At 53.3% G+C, this 19,328-nt stretch carries 21 protein-coding genes; 18 read left to right on the forward strand and 3 right to left on the reverse strand.

The window, feature by feature from the left end; all coding sequences use genetic code 11:
* The first annotated feature begins 202 nt into the window (after positions 1–202).
* From fliF to QMZ30_RS21635, 15 genes are all read left to right on the forward strand, one after another.
* Positions 203–1,921 (forward strand): flagellar basal-body MS-ring/collar protein FliF, encoded by a 1,719-nt coding sequence (gene fliF / locus QMZ30_RS21565; protein WP_283228898.1) that lies wholly within the window; start codon positions 203–205, stop codon positions 1,919–1,921.
* Complete coding sequence (gene fliG, locus QMZ30_RS21570) at positions 1,918–2,910, forward strand: flagellar motor switch protein FliG (RefSeq protein ID WP_283228899.1); 993 nt, start codon at positions 1,918–1,920, stop codon at positions 2,908–2,910. The genes fliF and fliG overlap by 4 nt, the downstream gene beginning before the upstream one ends.
* Positions 2,903–3,604 (forward strand): flagellar assembly protein FliH, encoded by a 702-nt coding sequence (gene fliH, locus QMZ30_RS21575; RefSeq protein ID WP_283228900.1) that lies wholly within the window; start codon positions 2,903–2,905, stop codon positions 3,602–3,604. The genes fliG and fliH overlap by 8 nt, the downstream gene beginning before the upstream one ends.
* A complete protein-coding gene (gene fliI / locus QMZ30_RS21580) occupies positions 3,604–4,968 on the forward strand; it encodes a flagellar protein export ATPase FliI (RefSeq protein WP_283228901.1) in 1,365 nt (454 codons plus the stop codon). The genes fliH and fliI overlap by 1 nt, the downstream gene beginning before the upstream one ends.
* 23 nt (positions 4,969–4,991) lie before the next feature.
* On the forward strand, positions 4,992–5,435 hold the full coding sequence (gene fliJ, locus QMZ30_RS21585) for a flagellar export protein FliJ (RefSeq protein WP_283228902.1): 444 nt from the start codon (positions 4,992–4,994) through the stop codon (positions 5,433–5,435).
* Complete coding sequence (locus QMZ30_RS21590; protein ID WP_283228903.1) at positions 5,432–6,712, forward strand: flagellar hook-length control protein FliK; 1,281 nt, start codon at positions 5,432–5,434, stop codon at positions 6,710–6,712. The genes fliJ and QMZ30_RS21590 overlap by 4 nt, the downstream gene beginning before the upstream one ends.
* A gap of 130 nt (positions 6,713–6,842) precedes the next feature.
* Complete coding sequence (gene fliL, locus QMZ30_RS21595) at positions 6,843–7,328, forward strand: flagellar basal body-associated protein FliL (protein ID WP_283228904.1); 486 nt, start codon at positions 6,843–6,845, stop codon at positions 7,326–7,328.
* Positions 7,329–7,332: 4 nt separating this feature from the next.
* The gene (gene fliM / locus QMZ30_RS21600; protein WP_039327744.1) at positions 7,333–8,340 is read left to right on the forward strand and encodes a flagellar motor switch protein FliM; all 1,008 of its coding nucleotides are present in this window, start codon (positions 7,333–7,335) and stop codon (positions 8,338–8,340) included.
* Complete coding sequence (gene fliN / locus QMZ30_RS21605; RefSeq protein ID WP_039327747.1) at positions 8,333–8,740, forward strand: flagellar motor switch protein FliN; 408 nt, start codon at positions 8,333–8,335, stop codon at positions 8,738–8,740. Before fliM ends, fliN begins: the two co-directional genes overlap by 8 nt.
* A gap of 2 nt (positions 8,741–8,742) precedes the next feature.
* On the forward strand, positions 8,743–9,138 hold the full coding sequence (fliO, locus tag QMZ30_RS21610; protein WP_039327749.1) for a flagellar biosynthetic protein FliO: 396 nt from the start codon (positions 8,743–8,745) through the stop codon (positions 9,136–9,138).
* Positions 9,138–9,869: a flagellar type III secretion system pore protein FliP gene (gene fliP, locus QMZ30_RS21615; protein WP_039327781.1), complete on the forward strand. Its 732-nt coding sequence runs from the start codon at positions 9,138–9,140 to the stop codon at positions 9,867–9,869. Before fliO ends, fliP begins: the two co-directional genes overlap by 1 nt.
* A 9-nt stretch (positions 9,870–9,878) precedes the next feature.
* Positions 9,879–10,148, forward strand: coding sequence for a flagellar biosynthesis protein FliQ (gene fliQ, locus QMZ30_RS21620; RefSeq protein WP_039327751.1), 270 nt, complete (start codon positions 9,879–9,881; stop codon positions 10,146–10,148).
* Positions 10,148–10,936 carry a flagellar biosynthetic protein FliR gene (gene fliR / locus QMZ30_RS21625; protein WP_283228905.1) on the forward strand — a complete coding sequence of 263 codons (789 nt, stop codon included), beginning with the start codon at positions 10,148–10,150 and terminating at the stop codon, positions 10,934–10,936. Before fliQ ends, fliR begins: the two co-directional genes overlap by 1 nt.
* A 628-nt stretch (positions 10,937–11,564) precedes the next feature.
* A complete protein-coding gene (rcsA, locus tag QMZ30_RS21630) occupies positions 11,565–12,200 on the forward strand; it encodes a transcriptional regulator RcsA (RefSeq protein WP_039327754.1) in 636 nt (211 codons plus the stop codon).
* A gap of 164 nt (positions 12,201–12,364) precedes the next feature.
* Complete coding sequence (locus tag QMZ30_RS21635) at positions 12,365–14,071, forward strand: methyl-accepting chemotaxis protein (protein ID WP_283228906.1); 1,707 nt, start codon at positions 12,365–12,367, stop codon at positions 14,069–14,071.
* Between the two features lie 135 nt (positions 14,072–14,206).
* Here QMZ30_RS21635 and dsrB read toward each other — a convergent pair whose 3' ends face one another.
* Both dsrB and QMZ30_RS21645 read right to left on the reverse strand, forming a co-directional pair.
* Positions 14,207–14,401 carry a protein DsrB gene (dsrB, locus tag QMZ30_RS21640; RefSeq protein ID WP_058972725.1) on the reverse strand — a complete coding sequence of 65 codons (195 nt, stop codon included), beginning with the start codon at positions 14,399–14,401 and terminating at the stop codon, positions 14,207–14,209.
* Between the two features lie 67 nt (positions 14,402–14,468).
* A complete protein-coding gene (locus tag QMZ30_RS21645) occupies positions 14,469–14,627 on the reverse strand; it encodes a YqaE/Pmp3 family membrane protein (protein WP_034824466.1) in 159 nt (52 codons plus the stop codon).
* 319 nt (positions 14,628–14,946) lie between these two features.
* Between QMZ30_RS21645 and yodD the strand changes: the two genes are divergently transcribed.
* The 3 genes from yodD (at position 14,947) to QMZ30_RS21660 (ending at position 17,572) form a co-directional block, all read left to right on the forward strand.
* The gene (yodD, locus tag QMZ30_RS21650; RefSeq protein WP_283228907.1) at positions 14,947–15,180 is read left to right on the forward strand and encodes a YodD family peroxide/acid resistance protein; all 234 of its coding nucleotides are present in this window, start codon (positions 14,947–14,949) and stop codon (positions 15,178–15,180) included.
* A 350-nt stretch (positions 15,181–15,530) separates the two neighbouring features.
* Positions 15,531–16,328: a mannosyl-3-phosphoglycerate phosphatase-related protein gene (locus tag QMZ30_RS21655; protein WP_283228908.1), complete on the forward strand. Its 798-nt coding sequence runs from the start codon at positions 15,531–15,533 to the stop codon at positions 16,326–16,328.
* 23 nt (positions 16,329–16,351) lie between these two features.
* The gene (locus QMZ30_RS21660; protein WP_283228909.1) at positions 16,352–17,572 is read left to right on the forward strand and encodes a glycosyltransferase family protein; all 1,221 of its coding nucleotides are present in this window, start codon (positions 16,352–16,354) and stop codon (positions 17,570–17,572) included.
* Here the strand turns inward: QMZ30_RS21660 and dgcQ are convergent.
* The gene (gene dgcQ, locus QMZ30_RS21665; protein ID WP_283228910.1) at positions 17,569–19,221 is read right to left on the reverse strand and encodes a cellulose biosynthesis regulator diguanylate cyclase DgcQ; all 1,653 of its coding nucleotides are present in this window, start codon (positions 19,219–19,221) and stop codon (positions 17,569–17,571) included. The genes QMZ30_RS21660 and dgcQ overlap by 4 nt on opposite strands.
* Between the last annotated feature and the right edge of the window lie 107 nt (positions 19,222–19,328).

Here is a 19,328-nt window from a genome sequence, read left to right on the forward strand (position 1 = left end):
AAGTTCATTTTATTTGCTTCCCCAAAATAGTTCGCGTTTTAGCAAGGCGGCCAGCTTGTGAATCCCCTGGAGCTTACATTGGTAAGTGACAGGGGTGAGCAAGTGCAGCCAACGCCGCTAAAACGTGAAATATGACGGGGAAATGCAGGGAGTCAGTTTTGTCACAACTAACCCGGTCAATTATGTCAGGCAGGAAACGGTCATGAATGCGAGTGCAGCCGCCACACAAGATACCGCAAAGAAAGGCTTCAGTGACCTTCTCGCCCGTCTGCGCGCAAATCCGCGCATTCCCTTAATTGTTGCCGCCGCTGCCGCTATCGCAGTGGTTTTTGCGTTGGTGCTGTGGGCAAAAGCGCCGGACTATCGCGTCCTTTATAACAACCTCTCTGATGAGGATGGTGGCGCGATTGTCACGCAGTTGACGCAAATGAACATTCCTTACCAGTTCGCTGAGAACGGCGGTGCCTTGATGGTGCCCGCCGATAAAGTGCATGAACTGCGTCTGCGCCTGGCGCAACAGGGGCTGCCGAAAGGCGGCTCCGTTGGCTTTGAGCTGATGGACAAAGAGAAATTCGGCATCAGCCAGTTCAGCGAGCAAATCAACTACCAGCGCGCGCTGGAAGGTGAACTGGCGCGTACCATGGAAACGCTCGGTCCAGTAAAGAGCGCCCGTGTGCATCTGGCCATGCCCAAACCGACCCTGTTCGTGCGCGAGCAGAAAGCCCCTTCTGCCTCCGTCACCCTGAACCTGCAACCGGGTCGCGCATTAGATGAAGGGCAGATTCAGGCTATTCAGCACCTGGTTTCGAGCAGTGTCGCGGGCTTACCGCCAGGCAACGTCACTGTGGTGGATCAGGCAGGTCGTCTGCTGACCCGTTCAGACAGCGAAGGCCGTGACCTGAATGACGCGCAGTTGAAATACGCGTCTGAAGTTGAAGCACGCTATCAGCAACGTATTGAAGCGATCCTGAATCCAATTGTTGGCCAGGGAAATGTGCATGCGCAGGTAACAGCGCAGATTAACTTTGACCGCAGCGAACAAACCGACGAGAAGTACCAGCCGAACGCTAATCCGAACAGCACGGCGATTCGTTCACGTCAGACCAATACCAACCAGCAGAACGGTAGCCCGTATCCAGGCGGCGTACCGGGTGCGCTGTCTAATCAGCCTGCACCGGCCAATACCGCACCGGTTAATAACCCGCAGCAGCAGAACAACGCCAACGGCCAGAATGCCAATGGTCAGAACAACGCGGCGAACAACGGCACCACCACCAGCACCGCACAGAGCAGCGGCCCAAGCAGTTCAAGCCGTAACGATACCGTGAACTATGAGCTGGACCGCACCATCCGCCATACCAAAGTGAACGTGGGTGACGTGCAGCGTCTGTCGGTCGCGGTGGTGGTCAACTATCGCGATGACGGTAAAGGCAAAGCGGTTGCGCTGAACGACCAACAGATCAAACAGATTGAAGATCTGACACGTGAAGCGATGGGCTATTCGCAGAACCGTGGCGACAGCGTGAATGTGGTGAACTCGCAGTTCAACACCACTGAGCCAACTGGCGGTGACCTGCCGTTCTGGCAGACGCAGGCCTTCTTCGACATGTTGATGAGCGGCGGTCGCTGGCTGCTGGTGGCGTTGGTTGCCTTCATCCTGTATCGCAAACTGGTTCGTCCACAGCTGATGCGTAAGAAAGAGCAGGAGAAAGCCGCCGCCGAAGCGCTGGCAGCCCGTGCTGCAGCCATGGAAGAAGAAGCCTTCAGCGTGCAGCTCAGCAAAGACGAGCTGGAACAAGAACGTAAGTCGAATAACCGCATGAGCGCCGAGGTGATGAGCCAGCGCATCCGCGATATGTCTGAGAACGATCCGCGCGTCGTGGCGCTGGTTATCCGTGAATGGATGGGTAATGAACTATGAGTCTGACCGGTACAGAAAAAAGCGCCATCCTGATGATGACCATTGGCGAAGAGCGCGCGGCGGAGGTGTTCAAACACCTCAACCAGCGTGAAGTTCAGCATCTCAGTTCGGCGATGGCCAACATGAAGCAGGTCTCGCATAAGCAGCTGACTGAAGTGCTGCGTCAGTTCGAAGCCGATGCCGAACAGTTTGCCGCGCTCAGTCTCAACTCCAATGAGTACCTGCGCTCCGTGCTGGTTAAAGCCTTGGGCGAAGAGCGTGCCTCTAGCCTGCTGGAAGATATTCTCGAGAAAAACGAGACCACCAGCGGGATGGAAACGCTCAACTTTATGGAACCGCAAGCGGCCGCCGACCTTATTCGCGACGAGCATCCGCAGATCATCGCCACCATCCTTGTCCACCTCAAACGGGGTCAGGCGGCAGACATCCTGGCGCTGTTCGACGAGCGTCTGCGTCACGATGTGATGTTGCGTATCGCCACCTTTGGCGGTGTCCAGCCAGCGGCGCTGGCAGAACTGACCGAAGTGCTCAACGGTCTGCTGGATGGTACCAACCTCAAGCGCGCGAAGATGGGCGGCGTGAGAACCGCAGCCGAAATTATCAACCTGATGAAAACTCAGCAGGAAGAAGCGGTTATCGAAGCGGTTCGCGACTTCGATGGCGAGCTGGCACAGAAAATCATCGACGAGATGTTCCTGTTCGAAAACCTGGTGGAAGTGGACGACCGCAGCATCCAGCGTTTGCTGCAGGAAGTGGAGTCCGAGCAGTTGCTGATCGCCCTGAAAGGTGCAGAGCAGCCACTGCGCGAGAAATTCCTCAAAAACATGTCGGCACGTGCGGCCGATATCCTGCGCGACGATCTGGCCAACCGTGGCCCGGTACGTATGTCGGCGGTGGAAAACGAACAGAAAGCGATTCTGCTGGTGGTACGCCGCCTGGCCGAATCTGGCGAGATGGTAATTGGTGGTGGCGAGGAAACCTATGTCTGATGCCTTTTCCGCCCGTGCGTGGCAGCGCTGGCAGCCTGATGATTTAGGCAGCGCATTCAAAGTCGAAGTCGAACCGCAGCTGGAAATGCCCGCTGAAGAGTTTGAAGTCAGTGCTGAAGTTGAGCAACAGCAAATGCTGGAGCGCATGCAGCAGCAGATGCGCAAAGACGCGCAGACACAGGGCTACAGCGAAGGCTATCAAAAAGGGTTTGCCGAGTCGCAGCAGAACGGTTATGACGCCGGTTTCCAGCAAGGTCTGGCCGATGCCCAACAGCAGCAAGCGCCTTTGCAGGCGCGTATGCAGCAGTTAGTCAGCGAGTTCCATCACACGCTGGAAGCGCTCGACAGCGTGATTGCCTCGCGCCTGATGCAGCTGGCGCTGGAAGCGGCACGTACCGTAATTGGTCAGGCCACCCAGGTGGACGGCACCGCCCTGCTGCGTCAGATACAGCAATTGATTCAACAAGAACCGATGTTCAGTGGCAAACCGCAGCTGCGCGTGCACCCGGATGATTTGCAACGCATTGAACAAACGTTAGGCCCGACGCTGGATCTGCACGGCTGGAAATTACTGGCTGACAATTCCCTGCATCCTGGCGGCTGTAAACTCAGTGCCGAAGACGGCGATCTCGATGCCAGCGTGGCCACGCGTTGGCAAGAACTGTGCCGCCTGGCTGCGCCGGGGACATTCTAATGACTTCGTCGCGCCTTTCTCGCTGGCTCGGGGCACTCGATGCCTTCGAGGATCGCATTTCGCAAGTGCAGACGGTGCGTCGTTACGGTCGTCTGACCCGTGCCACCGGCTTAGTGCTTGAAGCCACCGGGCTGCAACTGCCCCTCGGTGCCACCTGCATTATTGAACGTCACGACGGTAACACTATCTCTGAAGTCGAGAGTGAAGTGGTGGGTTTTAACGGTCAGAAATTGCTGATGATGCCGCTGGAAGAAGTGGATGGCATCTTGCCAGGCGCACGCGTATATGCACGTGTTAACGGCGAAAGCGGACACAGTGGCAAACAGTTGATGCTTGGTCCAGAACTGTTAGGACGCGTGCTGGATGGCAGTGGCAAGCCGCTCGATGGCTTACCCGCGCCGGATACCGGCTATCGCGCTCCGCTGATCACCGCCCCTTTCAACCCATTACAACGCACGCCCATCGAAGATGTCCTCGACACCGGCGTGCGCGCGATTAACGCCCTGCTGACCGTCGGTCGTGGTCAGCGTATGGGCCTGTTTGCCGGTTCCGGCGTCGGTAAATCGGTGCTGCTGGGCATGATGGCACGTTACACCAAAGCCGATGTGATTGTGGTAGGCCTGATCGGTGAGCGTGGTCGTGAAGTTAAAGAGTTTATTGAGAATATCCTCGGTGCGGAAGGTCGTGCACGCTCGGTGGTGATCGCCGCGCCTGCGGACGTTTCGCCGTTGCTGCGTATGCAGGGGGCCGCCTACGCCACGCGTATCGCAGAAGATTTTCGCGATCGCGGCCAGCACGTCTTGTTGATCATGGACTCCCTCACCCGCTACGCCATGGCACAGCGTGAAATCGCCCTCGCCATCGGTGAGCCGCCCGCCACCAAAGGCTATCCACCTTCGGTATTTGCGAAGCTTCCGGCGCTGGTCGAACGTGCGGGTAATGGCACCCACGGCGGCGGTTCGATTACCGCCTTCTATACCGTACTGACCGAAGGCGACGATCAGCAAGACCCGATTGCCGACTCTGCTCGCGCCATTCTTGACGGCCACATTGTGCTGTCGCGCCGTCTGGCGGAAGCCGGTCACTATCCGGCAATTGATATAGAAGCTTCCATCAGCCGTGCAATGACCGCGCTGATTGATGAGACCCATTACGCGCGCGTGCGCCAGTTCAAACAGTTGCTCTCCAGTTTCCAGCGTAACCGCGATCTGGTGAGCGTCGGCGCATATGCCGCAGGCAGCGATCCGATGCTGGATAAAGCCATCAAACTTTACCCTGAAATGGAAGCGTTTCTGCAACAAGGTATTTTCGAGCGCAGCGACTACGACGACGCCACGCTGCATCTGCAAGCCATGTTCGGTTAGCGCCCGCTCAAACGAGGTAAGCCATGAAAACTGCCAATGCTATCGATAAGCTGCGCGACATTGCGGAGCAGGATCTGGAACAGGCCGTGATTCATTTGGGCGATATGCGCCGTGGCGTACAGCAGGCAGATGAACAACTTAGCATGCTGCTCGACTATCAGGACGAGTATCGCAACAAACTCAACGCCGATATGTCGGGTGGCATCGCCAGCACCCGCTGGACCAATTACCACCAGTTTATTCAGACGCTGGAAAAAGCGATTGAACAGCATCGGCAGCAGCTTAACCAGTGGAATCAGCGCCTTGATCAGGCATTAAGCAACTGGCGAGAAAAACATAAGCGACTGAATGCTTATCAAACGCTGATCACCCGCGCGGCTGAAAAAGCATTACAACAAGAAAACCGTCTCGATCAGAAACGGATGGATGAATTTGCCCAACGGGCCGCAATGAGGAGAGGGGAATGATTACGCTGCCAACTGTGGTTACGCAAACCTCTAATTTGGGAAACGCAGAAAGTTCAGTTTCAACGGACACTCTGCAAAACAGTGACGCCCTGCCACAAGGGTTTGTCACCGAACTGGGTAACCGCTTATTAACACTGGCTAAGCAACAAGGTGTTAACACGCAATCGACTGATATAGCAGCAGAAGTCGATGAAAAAGACGTCACCAAAGCGTCATTAAGCGCATTATTACAGGCACTGGACAAACCAGAAGCGTTAAACGCACTTTTACAGCCGGAAAACACTAAAGCCGCGCTGAAATCAGCCGATGATAAAGACAAGACTGAAGCAAGTTCGTTAAGTGCCAGCGACTTACAGAATGTGCAGGCGTTATTTGCCATGTTACCGGCAGCAGTGGAAGACCGCAGCAGCCAAAGCGCGATCAGGGCCAGCACTGATAAGACATCAGCAGATGCAGGGTCTACGCTAAACAGTGCATTGTTAAGTCGGACGCTACAAAGTGCACTAAAGGATGAGCCCGCTTCAACAGACAGCTGCGCGCCAAAGAAATCCAGCACGGTGCTGAGTGAATTGAAGAGTGATGCCAGCGCGGCGCAGACCAGTAACAGCGCCTCTGCCGCCAGCACCACGGCCAGTGCCAGCAACGCAACGCTGACACTGGACGAGAGTTTTAAGCAAGTACTCAGTGCCCTGAGTAAACCGGAAGAACGCCGTGACAGTCAAAGCGGCAGTGATACGGTGACAGCATTAACCAGCGCCCCGGTCAGCAGCAGTAGCACACTGACCAACAGCACGGCGACGACCAGTACCACCCCGTCGACGCCGATGCTCAATGCCCAACTCGGCAGCAACGAGTGGCAGCAGGCACTTAGCCAGCAAATTGTGATGTTTAGTCGTAACGGTCAGCAAAATGCCGAACTGCGCTTACATCCGGAAGATCTGGGTGCTATTCAGATCAACCTGACCCTTGATAAGGATCAGGCACAGTTAAGTATGGTTTCCAGCCACAGCCAAGTGAGGGCCGCGCTGGAAGCGGCTCTCCCTCAGCTGCGAAATGCGCTGGCGGAGAGCGGAATAAACCTGGGACAGAGTAACGTCAGCAGCGACGCCTTCGCACAGAGCCAGAATTATCAGGGCCAGCAGGAAGGTCGTCGTGATGGCCAGCACGGCAGCTTTACCCTCTCCCAGGACAGTGAAAACGAGATAACGCCTATTGCCGTCCCGGCAGCCCTTCAGGCGCGCGCGACCGGCAACGGCGCTGTCGATATCTTTGCCTGACAGCGGCTAAACGCTGAAGGTAAGCGTAAAACCCGCGTCTTTTCTTCCCATTGTTTGACTTAAGACGCGGGATAATCTGTCCAGGTGAGCCGAAAGGCTTGCCCATAATTCACAGGAAGTAACTGCAAACATGTCTGATAACGCGAAAGCTAAAGGCCGCAAACGTTCAATACTAATACCGGTGTTACTGATTGTAACGCTGGCCGCTTGCAGCGTGGCAGGCTATGCAGTCTGGCGAATGATGAATAAACACGGGGATGACAAACCGGAAGCGGCGAAAGTAGAGCCACCGGCCGCCCCTGTCTTTTTTGCAATGGATACGTTTACGGTTAACCTGGTCAATCCTGACAACGATCCCGACCGTGTATTGTACGTGGGCTTTACCCTGCGTTTGCCGGATGAGGATACCCGTCGTCGGTTGAATGATTACCTGCCTGAAGTGCGCAGCCGTTTGCTGTTATTGCTCTCGCGTCAAAATGCCGCGCAGCTTGCAACTGAACAAGGCAAACAGGCCCTGGTTGAGCAGATCAAACAGGTATTAGCGCCACCGCTGGTAAAAACTCAACCGCCGCAAGTCGTCAGTGATGTGCTGTTTACCGCCTTCATTTTGAGGTGATTTAATGGGCGATAGCATTCTCTCCCAGGCTGAGATTGACGCGCTGCTTAATGGCGACAGTGACAGCGCGGAAGTAGAGAACAGTTCCAAAGGGACCGAGGGTGATATCCGTCCCTATGATCCCAATACCCAGCGTCGTGTGGTGCGCGAGCGCCTGCAGGCGCTGGAAATCATTAACGAGCGTTTTGCCCGTCATTTTCGTATGGCGCTGTTCAACTTACTGCGCCGTAGCCCGGATATCAGTGTCGGTGCGATCAAGATTCAGCCATACCATGAGTTCGCCCGTAATCTGCCGGTGCCAACCAACCTGAACCTGATCCATCTGAAACCGTTGCGCGGTACCGCGCTGGTAGTGTTCTCACCGAGTCTGGTATTCATCGCCGTGGATAACCTGTTCGGCGGTGATGGCCGTTTCCCGACCAAAGTGGAAGGCCGTGAATTTACCCATACCGAGCAGCGTGTTATCCGTCGCATGTTAAAACTGGCGCTGGATGGTTACAGCGATGCGTGGAAAGCGATTTATCCGTTAGACGTTGAATATGTGCGTTCTGAAATGCAGGTGAAGTTCACCAACATCACCACTTCACCGAACGACATCGTGGTCAACACGCCGTTCCAGGTCGAAATTGGTAACCTGGTAGGTGAATTTAATATCTGTATTCCGTTTTCCATGATTGAGCCGCTGCGCGAGCTGCTGGTCAATCCACCATTAGAAAACTCGCGCCAGGAAGATACCCATTGGCGCGACAATCTGGTGAAACAGGTACAGCACTCAGAGCTGGAGCTGATTGCCCACTTCGCTGAGACATCGCTGCGCCTGTCACGCATTTTGCAACTGAAACCTGGTGACGTCCTGCCCATTGAGAAGCCGGACCGCATCATCGCACACGTGGATGGCGTACCGGTACTGACCAGCCAATACGGCACCATGAACGGTCAGTACGCGCTGCGTGTAGAACATCTGATTAACCCGATTTTGAATTCGCTGAACGAGGAACAGCCCGATGAGTGACAGCAAAAAACCGTCCGATGATATTTCTGCGGACGACCTGTGGGCTGAAGCAATGAACGAACAGGCTACCACCAGCGCCCCGGACCCAACGGAGAACGTGTTCAAGTCTTTCGACAGCAACGGTGCCAGTGGCTCGCTGCAGGATATCGATTTGATCATGGATATCCCGGTCAAACTCACGGTAGAACTGGGCCGCACTAAGATGACCATCAAAGAGCTGCTGCGTCTGACGCAGGGTTCCGTGGTGGCACTGGATGGTCTGGCAGGTGAGCCGCTGGATATTCTGATCAACGGTTATCTGATTGCCCAGGGTGAAGTGGTGGTAGTGAACGACAAATATGGCGTGCGTATCACCGATATCATCACCCCTTCCGAACGTATGCGTCGTCTGAGCCGTTAAGCATGTTGAAGAACGCGCAAATCGGCCAGCCTGTCCACAGCCAGCCGGTGGTCTCTACCGGTTCGGTGATTGGACAAGTCAGCAGCGTACTGGCGGTGATTGTCCTGCTGATCCTGGCCTGCGGTTGGTTAGCTAAACGCCTTGGTTTTGCGCCTAAGACCGTCAACACTCAGGCGCTGAAAATCAGCGCCAGTGTGCAGGTTGGCCGTCAGGAACGCGTGGTGATTGTGGACACGGCCGACGCGCGTTTGGTGCTGGGTGTGACCGCTCAGCAAATTACCCATCTGCACTCATTGCCACCTGTGCCGCCAGAGGAGTTGGCCAGCAACAGCGTTGCACCGCAGGATTTTCGTCAGCTGTTTCAGAACCTGGTTAAACGTCCCGGAAAACCCCAATGATGCGTCGATTGCTTCCCCTTCTGCCGCTGCTGTTGCTGGCACCGGTTGCCCATGCGCAACTGCCAGGTTTAGTGAGCCAACCGCTAGCCAACGGCGGTCAGAGCTGGTCGTTGCCGGTACAAACACTGGTCTTCATCACCTCGCTGACTTTTATCCCAGCCGTGCTGCTGATGATGACCAGTTTTACGCGCATCATTATTGTTTTCGGCCTGCTGCGTAATGCTTTAGGCACCCCATCAGCGCCGCCAAACCAGGTGCTGCTCGGCCTCGCGCTGTTTTTAACCTTCTTTATTATGGCGCCGACCTTCGACAAGATTTATTCCGACGCCTATTTGCCGTTCAGTCAGGACAAAATCAGCATGGACGTGGCGATAGATAAAGGCGCGCAACCGCTGCGCGAATTTATGCTGCGTCAGACGCGTGAAGCAGATTTAGCCCTGTTTGCCCGCCTCGCGAATACCGCCCCGATTGAAGGGCCAGAAGCGGTACCGATGCGCATTTTGCTGCCGGCTTATGTTACCAGTGAACTGAAAACCGCTTTCCAGATTGGTTTCACGGTGTTTATTCCTTTCCTGATTATCGACCTGGTGGTCGCCAGCGTGTTAATGGCGCTCGGGATGATGATGGTGCCACCGGCGACGATTTCCCTGCCGTTCAAGCTGATGCTGTTTGTGCTGGTCGATGGCTGGCAGCTTTTGGTCGGTTCCCTTGCACAAAGTTTCTACTCGTAGGAGCGCAGCATGACCCCTGAATCGGTAATGCAAATTGGCCAGGAAGCGATGCGAATCGCGTTGATGCTCGCCGCGCCTCTGTTGCTGGCGGCGCTGGTCAGCGGCTTGATCATCAGTTTGTTGCAGGCGGCGACGCAGGTGAACGAACAGACACTCTCCTTTATCCCGAAAATCCTTGCCGTTGCCGCTACAGCAGTGATCGCCGGTCCGTGGATGCTCAATCTGGTACTGGATTACATGCGTAATCTGTTCACCAACCTGCCGTATATCATTGGCTAATGATTAATCTCGACAGCAGCCAACTGATCCATTGGGTCGCGCAATTTTTCTGGCCGATGGTACGTCTGTTGGCGCTGTTCGCCAGTGCGCCGGTGCTGAGCGAAAAGTCGATTCCTAAACGGGTTAAAATTGGCCTCGCGGTGCTGACCACCTGGATTGTTATTCCGGTGCTGCCGCCCGTTGAAGTCACCCTCTTCACCCCTGCCGGGTTTTGGATTCTGCTACAACAGCTGCTGATTGGTGTCGGTATTGGCCTGACCATGCAACTGGCGTTTGCCGCGGTGCGCATGGCCGGTGAAGTGGTGGGTTTGCAGATGGGTTTATCTTTCGCGACCTTCTTCGATCCTGGCAGCCGCTTGAACATGCCGGTACTGGCACGTTTTCTCGATATGCTGGCGATGCTGCTGTTTTTAACTTTCAACGGACATCTGTGGCTGATTTCCCTGTTGGTTGACAGTTTTCATACCCTGCCGATTAACGATCAACCTCTCAACGCCAATGCATTTATGGCGCTGGTGAAGTCCGCCGGGTTAATTTTCCTTAACGGCATGATGTTAGCGCTGCCCTTAATAGTTCTGTTGCTCACGCTAAACATGGCACTAGGTTTGTTAAACCGTGTTTCACCACAGCTGTCGGTTTTCGCCATTGGCTTCCCAATTACCTTAACGGTGGGGATCCTTAGCCTGGGTATGATGATGCCGCTGCTCGCCCCCTTCTGCGAACATCTTTTCGGCGAAGTCTTTGATTTACTCGCGCAGTTTGTGTCAGAACTCTCCCGCCCGCGCTAATTAAGGATTCTGTAGCGAATCTTATGCGATAGTTAAGTATTCAAAATCAATCTGTGCATTTTTCGAACCATATTTCTCAGAAATCAACTGAGGTTATTCTGATAAATGCGCATTTCAGGTGAAAATTATTCTTATTAAACCGCGCTTCGCGTATTTTAGTCAGACGATTCCTAAGGTGGAAAACCTTGTGAATTGGTTGAAAAAATGCTCAAAGGGCTGTTTTTAAACAAAAAAAATTTTACAGCGATTTTTCTTGTCTAAATCCCTTTTTTACGGCATTGTCAACACTCGCTGAAACGTCACACTTTCGCGATTCAAATGTTTTTAAGAATTGTCCTATCAGATTTGTCTGTGACTTGCGCGATAGTGACAGGGCTCTCAAAAACAGAGCGAATTACACACTTAATGCAAACTCCCGGCGATTCCCACTGTCGCGGGGACAAGAGTGACGTTGAAGTAACACAAAAAACTTCGCAGAAGGGTTCAGGGAAGAGTCATGATGGCGCACGGATACATTTCGCCAGTCTGCCGAGCAGAATAAAAAAGTGTCTTTGGAAATCTCTCTCGTACCGCAAACGCGTATTCATCGTTGATTTAAACGGATAACAAATTGGTGAGGGTCGCTATAATGCCAACGATTATTATGGATTCATGTAACTACACACGCCTGGGATTATCAGACTATATGTCGGCCAAAGGAGTTAAAAAGAAAAACATTACTCCGGTCTCTGATATCGAACAATTGCAACAAAGATGTGAACAATTAAAACCAGGTGTCGTGTTTATTAACGAAGAATGCTTCATTCACGAATCCGATTCCAGCGATCGTATTCGTGCCATTATTATGCAGCATCCTGATACGCTATTCTTTATTTTCATGGCCATCTCGAATATCCATTTTGAGGAATACCTCTACGTTCGTAAGAACCTGATTATTACGTCAAAATCGATAAAAACATCGACTCTGGATTCATTGTTAGGCACATACCTGCAAAAGAAACTCAGCGTTGCGCCGCGTATTTCCGCCGGTCTCGATATTCACCCACTGACATTAAGTCAGACTGAATCGAACATGCTGAAAATGTGGATGTCAGGACATGACACCATTCAAATTTCAGATAAGATGCAAATTAAAGCCAAAACGGTATCGTCACATAAAGGTAATATTAAACGCAAAATTAAGACACATAATAAACAGGTTATTTATCATGTGGTGCGTCTTACCGATAATGTGACCTCCGGGATTTATGTCAACGTACGATAGTCCCTAAGGGTTAATATCCGTAGCAGACAGAGGGCCAATCCGCCGATTGGCCCTCTGTCGTTTTGCTGGGTTTTGCGAGCCAGATCCCACTTCCCCGTCTAAGCCTTTGCCGTTTATTGCCGATGCTAGTTCTCAGAACACCTACCCAAAATGAGAGCAAGGATATGAAAACAGCATCGATTGATGAGCAATATAAGCTCAGCATCTGGCAGAACCTGCGCCTGATGCCTCTTTTCAGCATGATCTTTGGTGGCATTCTGCTACTTTTCGCCCTGTGTATCGGCCTCGCCAGCTACTTTCTTATTCAGAGTAATAATTCCCTCAATGATGCCACCGATGAAATTCAAATTCGGATGGGCATTTCTAATAGCTCAAACCACCTGCGAACCGCACGTTTAAATGTTCTGCAATCCGGTGCGGCTGCGCGTATTGGTGAGATGGATGGCTATCGTGCCGATCTGGCGCGAACAGAAACACGCATCAAGCAGGCGCGCGAAGGGTTCAAAACTTATATGGATCGCAAGTCCAAGACGCCAGAGGATTTGGCACTGGACGCACCACTGACCGCCAGTTTTAACGACTATATCGATAAGGGGCTGAAGCCGATGATTGAATCGGCTAAGCAAGGCAGCTTTGAGGGGATCGTCGCGCAAGAGACCGATGTCACCCGTAAGCTGGATGATGCCTACAACGCCGTGTTGCTGAAAGCCATCAAGATCCGTACTGACCGCGCGGAAGCGATTAATGCCGAAGCAGCGCACCAGTCACGCGTAGGCTTTATTGCTATGGCCATCGCGTTTGCCGCCGCGCTGGTTCTGGTGCTTCTGACCTTTGTTTTCCTGCGTCGTGTCGTGATCAACCCGCTTAAGCAGTCTGTAGAACGTATTGGTCGTATTGCCCAAGGCGATTTAACCGCGCCAGAGCAGCCCTATGGCCGCAGTGAAATTGGTAGCCTGCTGCACAATCTGCAACTGATGCAGGCGGCGCTGGTTCGTACCGTAGGGACCGTACGTGAAGGCGCCGTGGCGATTTATCAGGGGTCGAGTGAGATCTCTGCAGGCAATACCGACTTGTCATCACGCACCGAGGAACAAGCTTCCGCGTTGGAGCAGACGGCGGCCAGCATGGAGCAGCTTACCGCAACCGTGAAGCAGAACGCCGAGAACGCGCATCATGCCAGCCAGCTGGCAGCGGACGCTTCAGGGAAAGCGCGCAGCGGTGGGGAGTTGGTGAATGGTGTAGTGAAAACCATGAACAATATCTCTGGCAGTTCGAAGAAGATCGCTGAAATCACCAATGTGATTAATAGCATCGCCTTCCAGACCAATATTCTGGCGCTGAATGCCGCCGTTGAAGCCGCACGCGCCGGCGAACAAGGCCGTGGCTTTGCCGTGGTGGCGAGTGAAGTACGTAATCTGGCACAACGCAGTGCGCAGGCAGCCAAAGAGATTGAATCCCTGATTGCGGAGTCGGTAGATCTGATTACCAACGGTTCTCATCAAGTGGGTGAAGCAGGTTCAACGATGAGTGAGATTGTCGAAGCGGTGCGTCGCGTGACCGATATTATGTCGGAAATTGCTGCCGCATCTGATGAGCAGAGCCGTGGTATTCAGCAGGTGAGCCTGGCGGTTACCGAGATGGATAACGTGACACAGCAGAATGCCTCGTTGGTTGAAGAAGCCTCTTCAGCGGCGGCATCGCTGGAAGACCAGGCAGGTCGTCTGACCCAGGCCGTCGCCGCATTCCGTTTAAACGATGCGCCAGCCTCACGGATGGTCGCTCCTTCAGCTCCGGCATTAAAAGCCCCAACGCTGGCACCGCGCCCGGCACTGGCTGCACCGAACAGCAATGATAATTGGGAAACGTTTTAAATGATGCGGGACGCCACGCTTGCCCGTTAAGCGTCTTTCGGTCGCCATGAATGGCACACCTACGATGATCGTGTGTGATTATCGTAGGGTGCGCATTCATGCGCACTGGCATTTGGTTAGGTGATCAGCAGTACATCACGCTCCTTCGTAAGGCTCGACAAACACGCCTTCGGCATGGTCGCTCTCATTGAAGAACCAAATCCCCAGCGGATAATCCTCTAACGCCACCAGATACATCACGCCTTCATTAAAGCCTTCCACCGCCAACACTGTGCCGACACGACGTGGGCCGCCATCGGTTTTTACCGTTACCCGGTCATTGACCTTCATTTACTGCTCTCCTGAAATTGTCCTGCACACAGTGTAACGGAAGAAAAAGCCCGCTGCCTGATCGCGATCAGCGTCGTGCGATAACCCACACCGCATGCACGATGCCGGGAATATATCCGCACAGCGTCAGCAAAATATTCAGCCAGAAAGCACCGCCGAAACCCACTTGCAGAAACACCCCCAGCGGCGGCAACAAAATCGCAATCACAATTCGAATAAAATCCATACTAACTCCCTGATAATGAAAAATAATCGTTCAAGATTAAGCATAGACACTGATAACAGAAATGGGGTTTGACTCGGGTAAAGATCTGTCAAAACCTGACTTTTCACTTTCTTAACGTTTAGCAGAGAGACTTCTGACGCGGCCTGCTCGTACACTTCTCGGTACTGCACCAACCCCAAAGGCGCAGTCAACCTAAAAGTAACAAGGATTTTTGCCCGCGCAGCGCGGGCTTTTTTTTTGCCCGAAATCCGCCCTTCCCGCTCATGCACCTGCGTTGTCTATACTTAACCTGAATCTCATCGCCTCTGGGAGGCCCACTATGACGACCGCGAAAGAGTACAGCGACAACGTGCAGCGTGAAGTGAATATCGATGTAGAAGCATTGCTGGGAGCGATTCAGAAGAAAACCTCAGGCGAGGTTAAAGAGTTCATGGAAGCGGAACATGCGCATCGTGTGAAAGTGAATGGTGAAGCCTACGACTCCTACACCGAACTGGCAGAAGCCTTCGAACTCGACATCCGCGACTTCTCCATCACCGAAGTGAATCGTTGAAATCGATTTCAAAAAAATACCCGGCGGGGGCGCCGGGTAAAGTTAATCAGTAAATTCGTTACACCAGGGAATTCTTAACACCCGATTGAGGTTACGCTTTAGTCAACACAAGACAAGTCCCAATTTTGCGTGTAAATCGAACAAAAATGCATTAGCTTCCCCGTATGTTACCGAAAACACTCTGTGCTCACTGTGTTTTTCACGTGCACAAATCACGCACAAACCGCGTAGCACGCATGACGATTTAAGATTTATCCTGGAACTTACCCGCGAAAAAGTGTGATCCCGATTACGCTATTATACTGATTGCTCTCTGCTTTATGGATGCGCCTGGCGTAAGGAGTGTAACGATGCTCAGACTCGATTCGTCCTTAATGATAGTGACCGACCTCGATGGCTCGCTGCTGGACCATCATGATTACAACTGGGATGCCGCCAGTGAGTGGCTGACACGCCTGAAACAACATGCCATCCCCGTGGTGATTTGTTCCAGTAAAACGGCGGCTGAAATTATTCCTTTGCAAAAACGCCTCGGTCTCAGCGGCTCCCCTTTTATCGCCGAAAATGGTGCACGCATTGCGCTCAATGGCGAACCGCGCCTCGCGGATGAACCGGGCGAACCCTATCTGCAGTTGTGCCAGACGCTGCGTAAACTACAATCCGACTTCCGCTTCACCGGCTTTCATGATTTCAGCGATGCCGAAGTCGCTCGCTTTACCGGTTTGACACTCACCGAAGCCAGCCAAAGTCGGCTGCGTGATGCCTCAGAAGTGGTGCTGTGGCGGGATGATGGCGATAAGTTAGATGACTTTCGCGCCGCATTGGCGGAACACCACTTAGCGCTGACCCAAGGGGGACGATTCTGGCATGTGATGCCAGCCGGCAGTGGCAAAGGCGTGGCACTCACCCAATTGCAGCAGCATCTGGCACAACAGGAAGCACGTACACGCATCACCATCGGTTTAGGCGATGGCCCTAACGATGTACCGATGCTGGATCAGGTTGATTATGCCGTGGTGATCAAAGGCTTCAGCAAGACCCCGGTAAGACTCCAGCGCGAAGATCATCAACACGTTTATCACACCGCGCATGTCGGCCCAATGGGCTGGCGTGAAGGGCTGGATTACTTTCTGGCACAACCCGATTAACCGCCTGACCTAAGGATGAGACGATGAGTGATTTTTACCAAAATGGTGTCATTACTAACTTTCATAATCTCACCCACCGCAGCGTTGAATCGCTGGAAAAGGAGATGGTGCGTTTTGCCCGTAAACGCAAAATGGGGCTGATTTTACCTTCACTGTTTTCCGAGTTAGAAGGCCCGGCACTGGATAATATCGTCAGCGAACTGGCCAAAGTGCCCTATCTGGACGAAATCGTCATTGGTTTGGATCGTGCCGATCGTGAGCAGTTTCTCTTTGCCCGCGAGTTCTTTTCTCGGTTGCCGCAACGGCATCGCATCTTATGGAATGACGGCCCGCGCCTCAAAGCGCTGGACGCGGAACTGGATAAAGAAGGGTTATCTCCCAGCCAGCCGGGCAAAGGGCGTAACGTGTGGTTCTGCACTGGCTACACGCTGGCCTCCGATCGTACGCAGTGCGTAGCGCTGCACGATTGCGATATCGTCACCTATGAACGCGGCATGCTCGCCCGCCTGCTCTATCCGCTTGCCAACCCCGCTTTCCAGTATGAGTTTTGCAAAGGGTTTTATGCGCGCGTGGCAGATGGAAAACTCAATGGCCGCGTCGGCCGCCTGCTGGTCGGCCCGCTGTTGCGATCGCTGCAAAAGGTGTATGGCCATTCCGAATACCTGGATTACCTCACCAGCTTCCGCTATCCGCTTTCCGGCGAATTTGCTATGCGCACTCACGTGCTGAATGGCATAAAAATACCCGGTGACTGGGGGCTGGAGATTGGCGTGTTATCGGAGATCTACCGCAACTACACCACGCGTCAGACCTGTCAGGTGGAGATTGCGGATAACTACGATCATAAGCATCAACCGCTGTCCGAAGAGGATGGCACCGGCGGGTTAAAACGGATGAGCAATGACATTGTGCAATCGCTGCTGCGCAAGCTCGCGACAATGGGCGTGCCACTGACCAGTGACTCTTTCCGCGTGCTCAAAGCCACCTACTACCGCAACGCGCTGGACATGATGGAGATTTATAACCACGAAGCGACGATGAATGGCCTCAAGTTTGATCAACACATCGAAGAAGCCGCCGTTGAAATGTTCACTCAGGCCATCCTTGATGCTGGACAGTCTTTTATCGAACGTCCTAACGAGAAGCCATTTATCCCCAGCTGGAGTCGGGTGCAATCCGCGTTTCCAGACATCCTGCAACGTATCTATCAGGCGGTGGAAGAGGACAACGACGGCAAAGTCTAACCTTCCGCGCACACGCGATTACGACCGCTGGTTTTAGCCTGATACAGGCGACGATCGGCGGTCGCTTGCAGGCTCTCTGCGTGGTAATCGCCCTGCTCTTCACTGCCCGTAACCCCTGCTGACAGCGTGATGTTAAAGGTTGTCGTGCTATTAACTAAAATCGTTTTCGCCGCTAACCGTGTGCGAATACGCTCTGCCACCGCGCTGGCATCCTCCAGTGTGGTTTCCGGCAGCACGATACAGAACTCCTCACCGCCAATGCGCCCGGCAATGTCATATTTGCGCAGTGTATGGCTGATCACGCCCGCCACACGAATTAGTGCCTGGTCACCCGCCGCATGACCCCAGGTATCATTGACGTTTTTGAAATGGTCGACATCCAGCTGTATCACCGCCATGGGTGTTTGCTGCTGTTTGTTGTGTGCCGCCAGCGCCACAAACTGCTCGAAGAAGGCATTGCGATTGAGTAGACGTGTCATGCCATCATAATTGGCGCGCCAGGTCAGTTTGGAGGAGAGATCGTCCATGCGCCGCACCAGACGGAAGATCACGCGGTGAGAAACCACCAACAGCAGAACAAACAGCAGCCACATTGCCAGCAGGAAAATCGCGACACGCCCTAATGGTTGGGCCATGCCTTGCCTTAAGCTTTGAATATTGACCATCCACGCATCAACATTGGTCAGTTTGCTCCAGCTGACAAATTGCGTTCCCAGCCGCATGATGCCAGCTGGGTGTTCGCGCATTTTCTGCTCCAGACGCGCTTGCTGCTCGGGGGTGAGTGCTTGATCGTGACGTCCTGAGAGCCGGGTTATTTCATGCATGCCACGGTCAACAATCAGCAATTTTCCCTGTAAATAACTCTGCCTCGCTTTGCTGAGCAAGGCATGGATACGTTGCTGAGTGAAGTCCATGGACAACACCCCATACCAGTAACCATTACTGATGATTGGCGTACTCACGGTTAACATCAGTCCCTCGTTGAAGAGTCCCTGGTAAGCTTCAGTCCAGCGTAAACGCGCGTGTAGAGGACTGGCGGGATCCTGATCGCGGAAATAGGGACGCGTGACCATGGTTGAATAGCTTTCTTCCAGTTCCTGCAGGCTTTGTGGGGGACGCGAACTGATGTAAAAGCCCGCACGCGAGGTGTACCAGAAGCGTGAATGGAAATCCTGCGCTGGGTCGCCGAATTGCATAATAAAACTGAATTCCAGCGCTGCCCGCAGTTCCTGATCAAGATGCGCATTGTCACGCTGCAATAATCCATCCTGTTGCAACCGACTGTCGCTGATGCCATTTAACGGCATACTTCGCGGACTGGCGATTTGCAGCTGCCAGGTGGGCTGTTGGCGTAGTTGCTGAAAACGCCTGATGGCCTCACGCGCATGGTCAGAGTCCAGCGGATGGGTCAGCGCATAATTGAGCATTTTCTGGTAGTACATCAGTTCATCGAGGCTTTCCTGAAACTGACTGTCGAGGCTTTTTTGAAAATCAGCGAGCTGCGCGCGTTGGCGCTCTTCATAGTTGTTTTTAAGCTCAACCGCTTCATGCGCCGTGAGGAACGCTGAAAATAAAAAAACCGCTAAAAAGCAGAGATGGACCGGTAAAAACGGATTTTTCGCTCGCGGGGGGAGAGGCGATTTTGGCATCAGCAACCATGCTCCGAAAGAAGTCGAATGCCAAAAGTGTAGTCAGGTGATGAGGAAGCGTACAGGCAGGGATCAAAGGAAAATCAAATAGCTAAAAACGCAACGGG

The sequence above is a fragment of the Pantoea sp. EA-12 genome (assembly GCF_030053355.1).
GTDB lineage: Bacteria > Pseudomonadota > Gammaproteobacteria > Enterobacterales > Enterobacteriaceae > Pantoea > Pantoea vagans_C.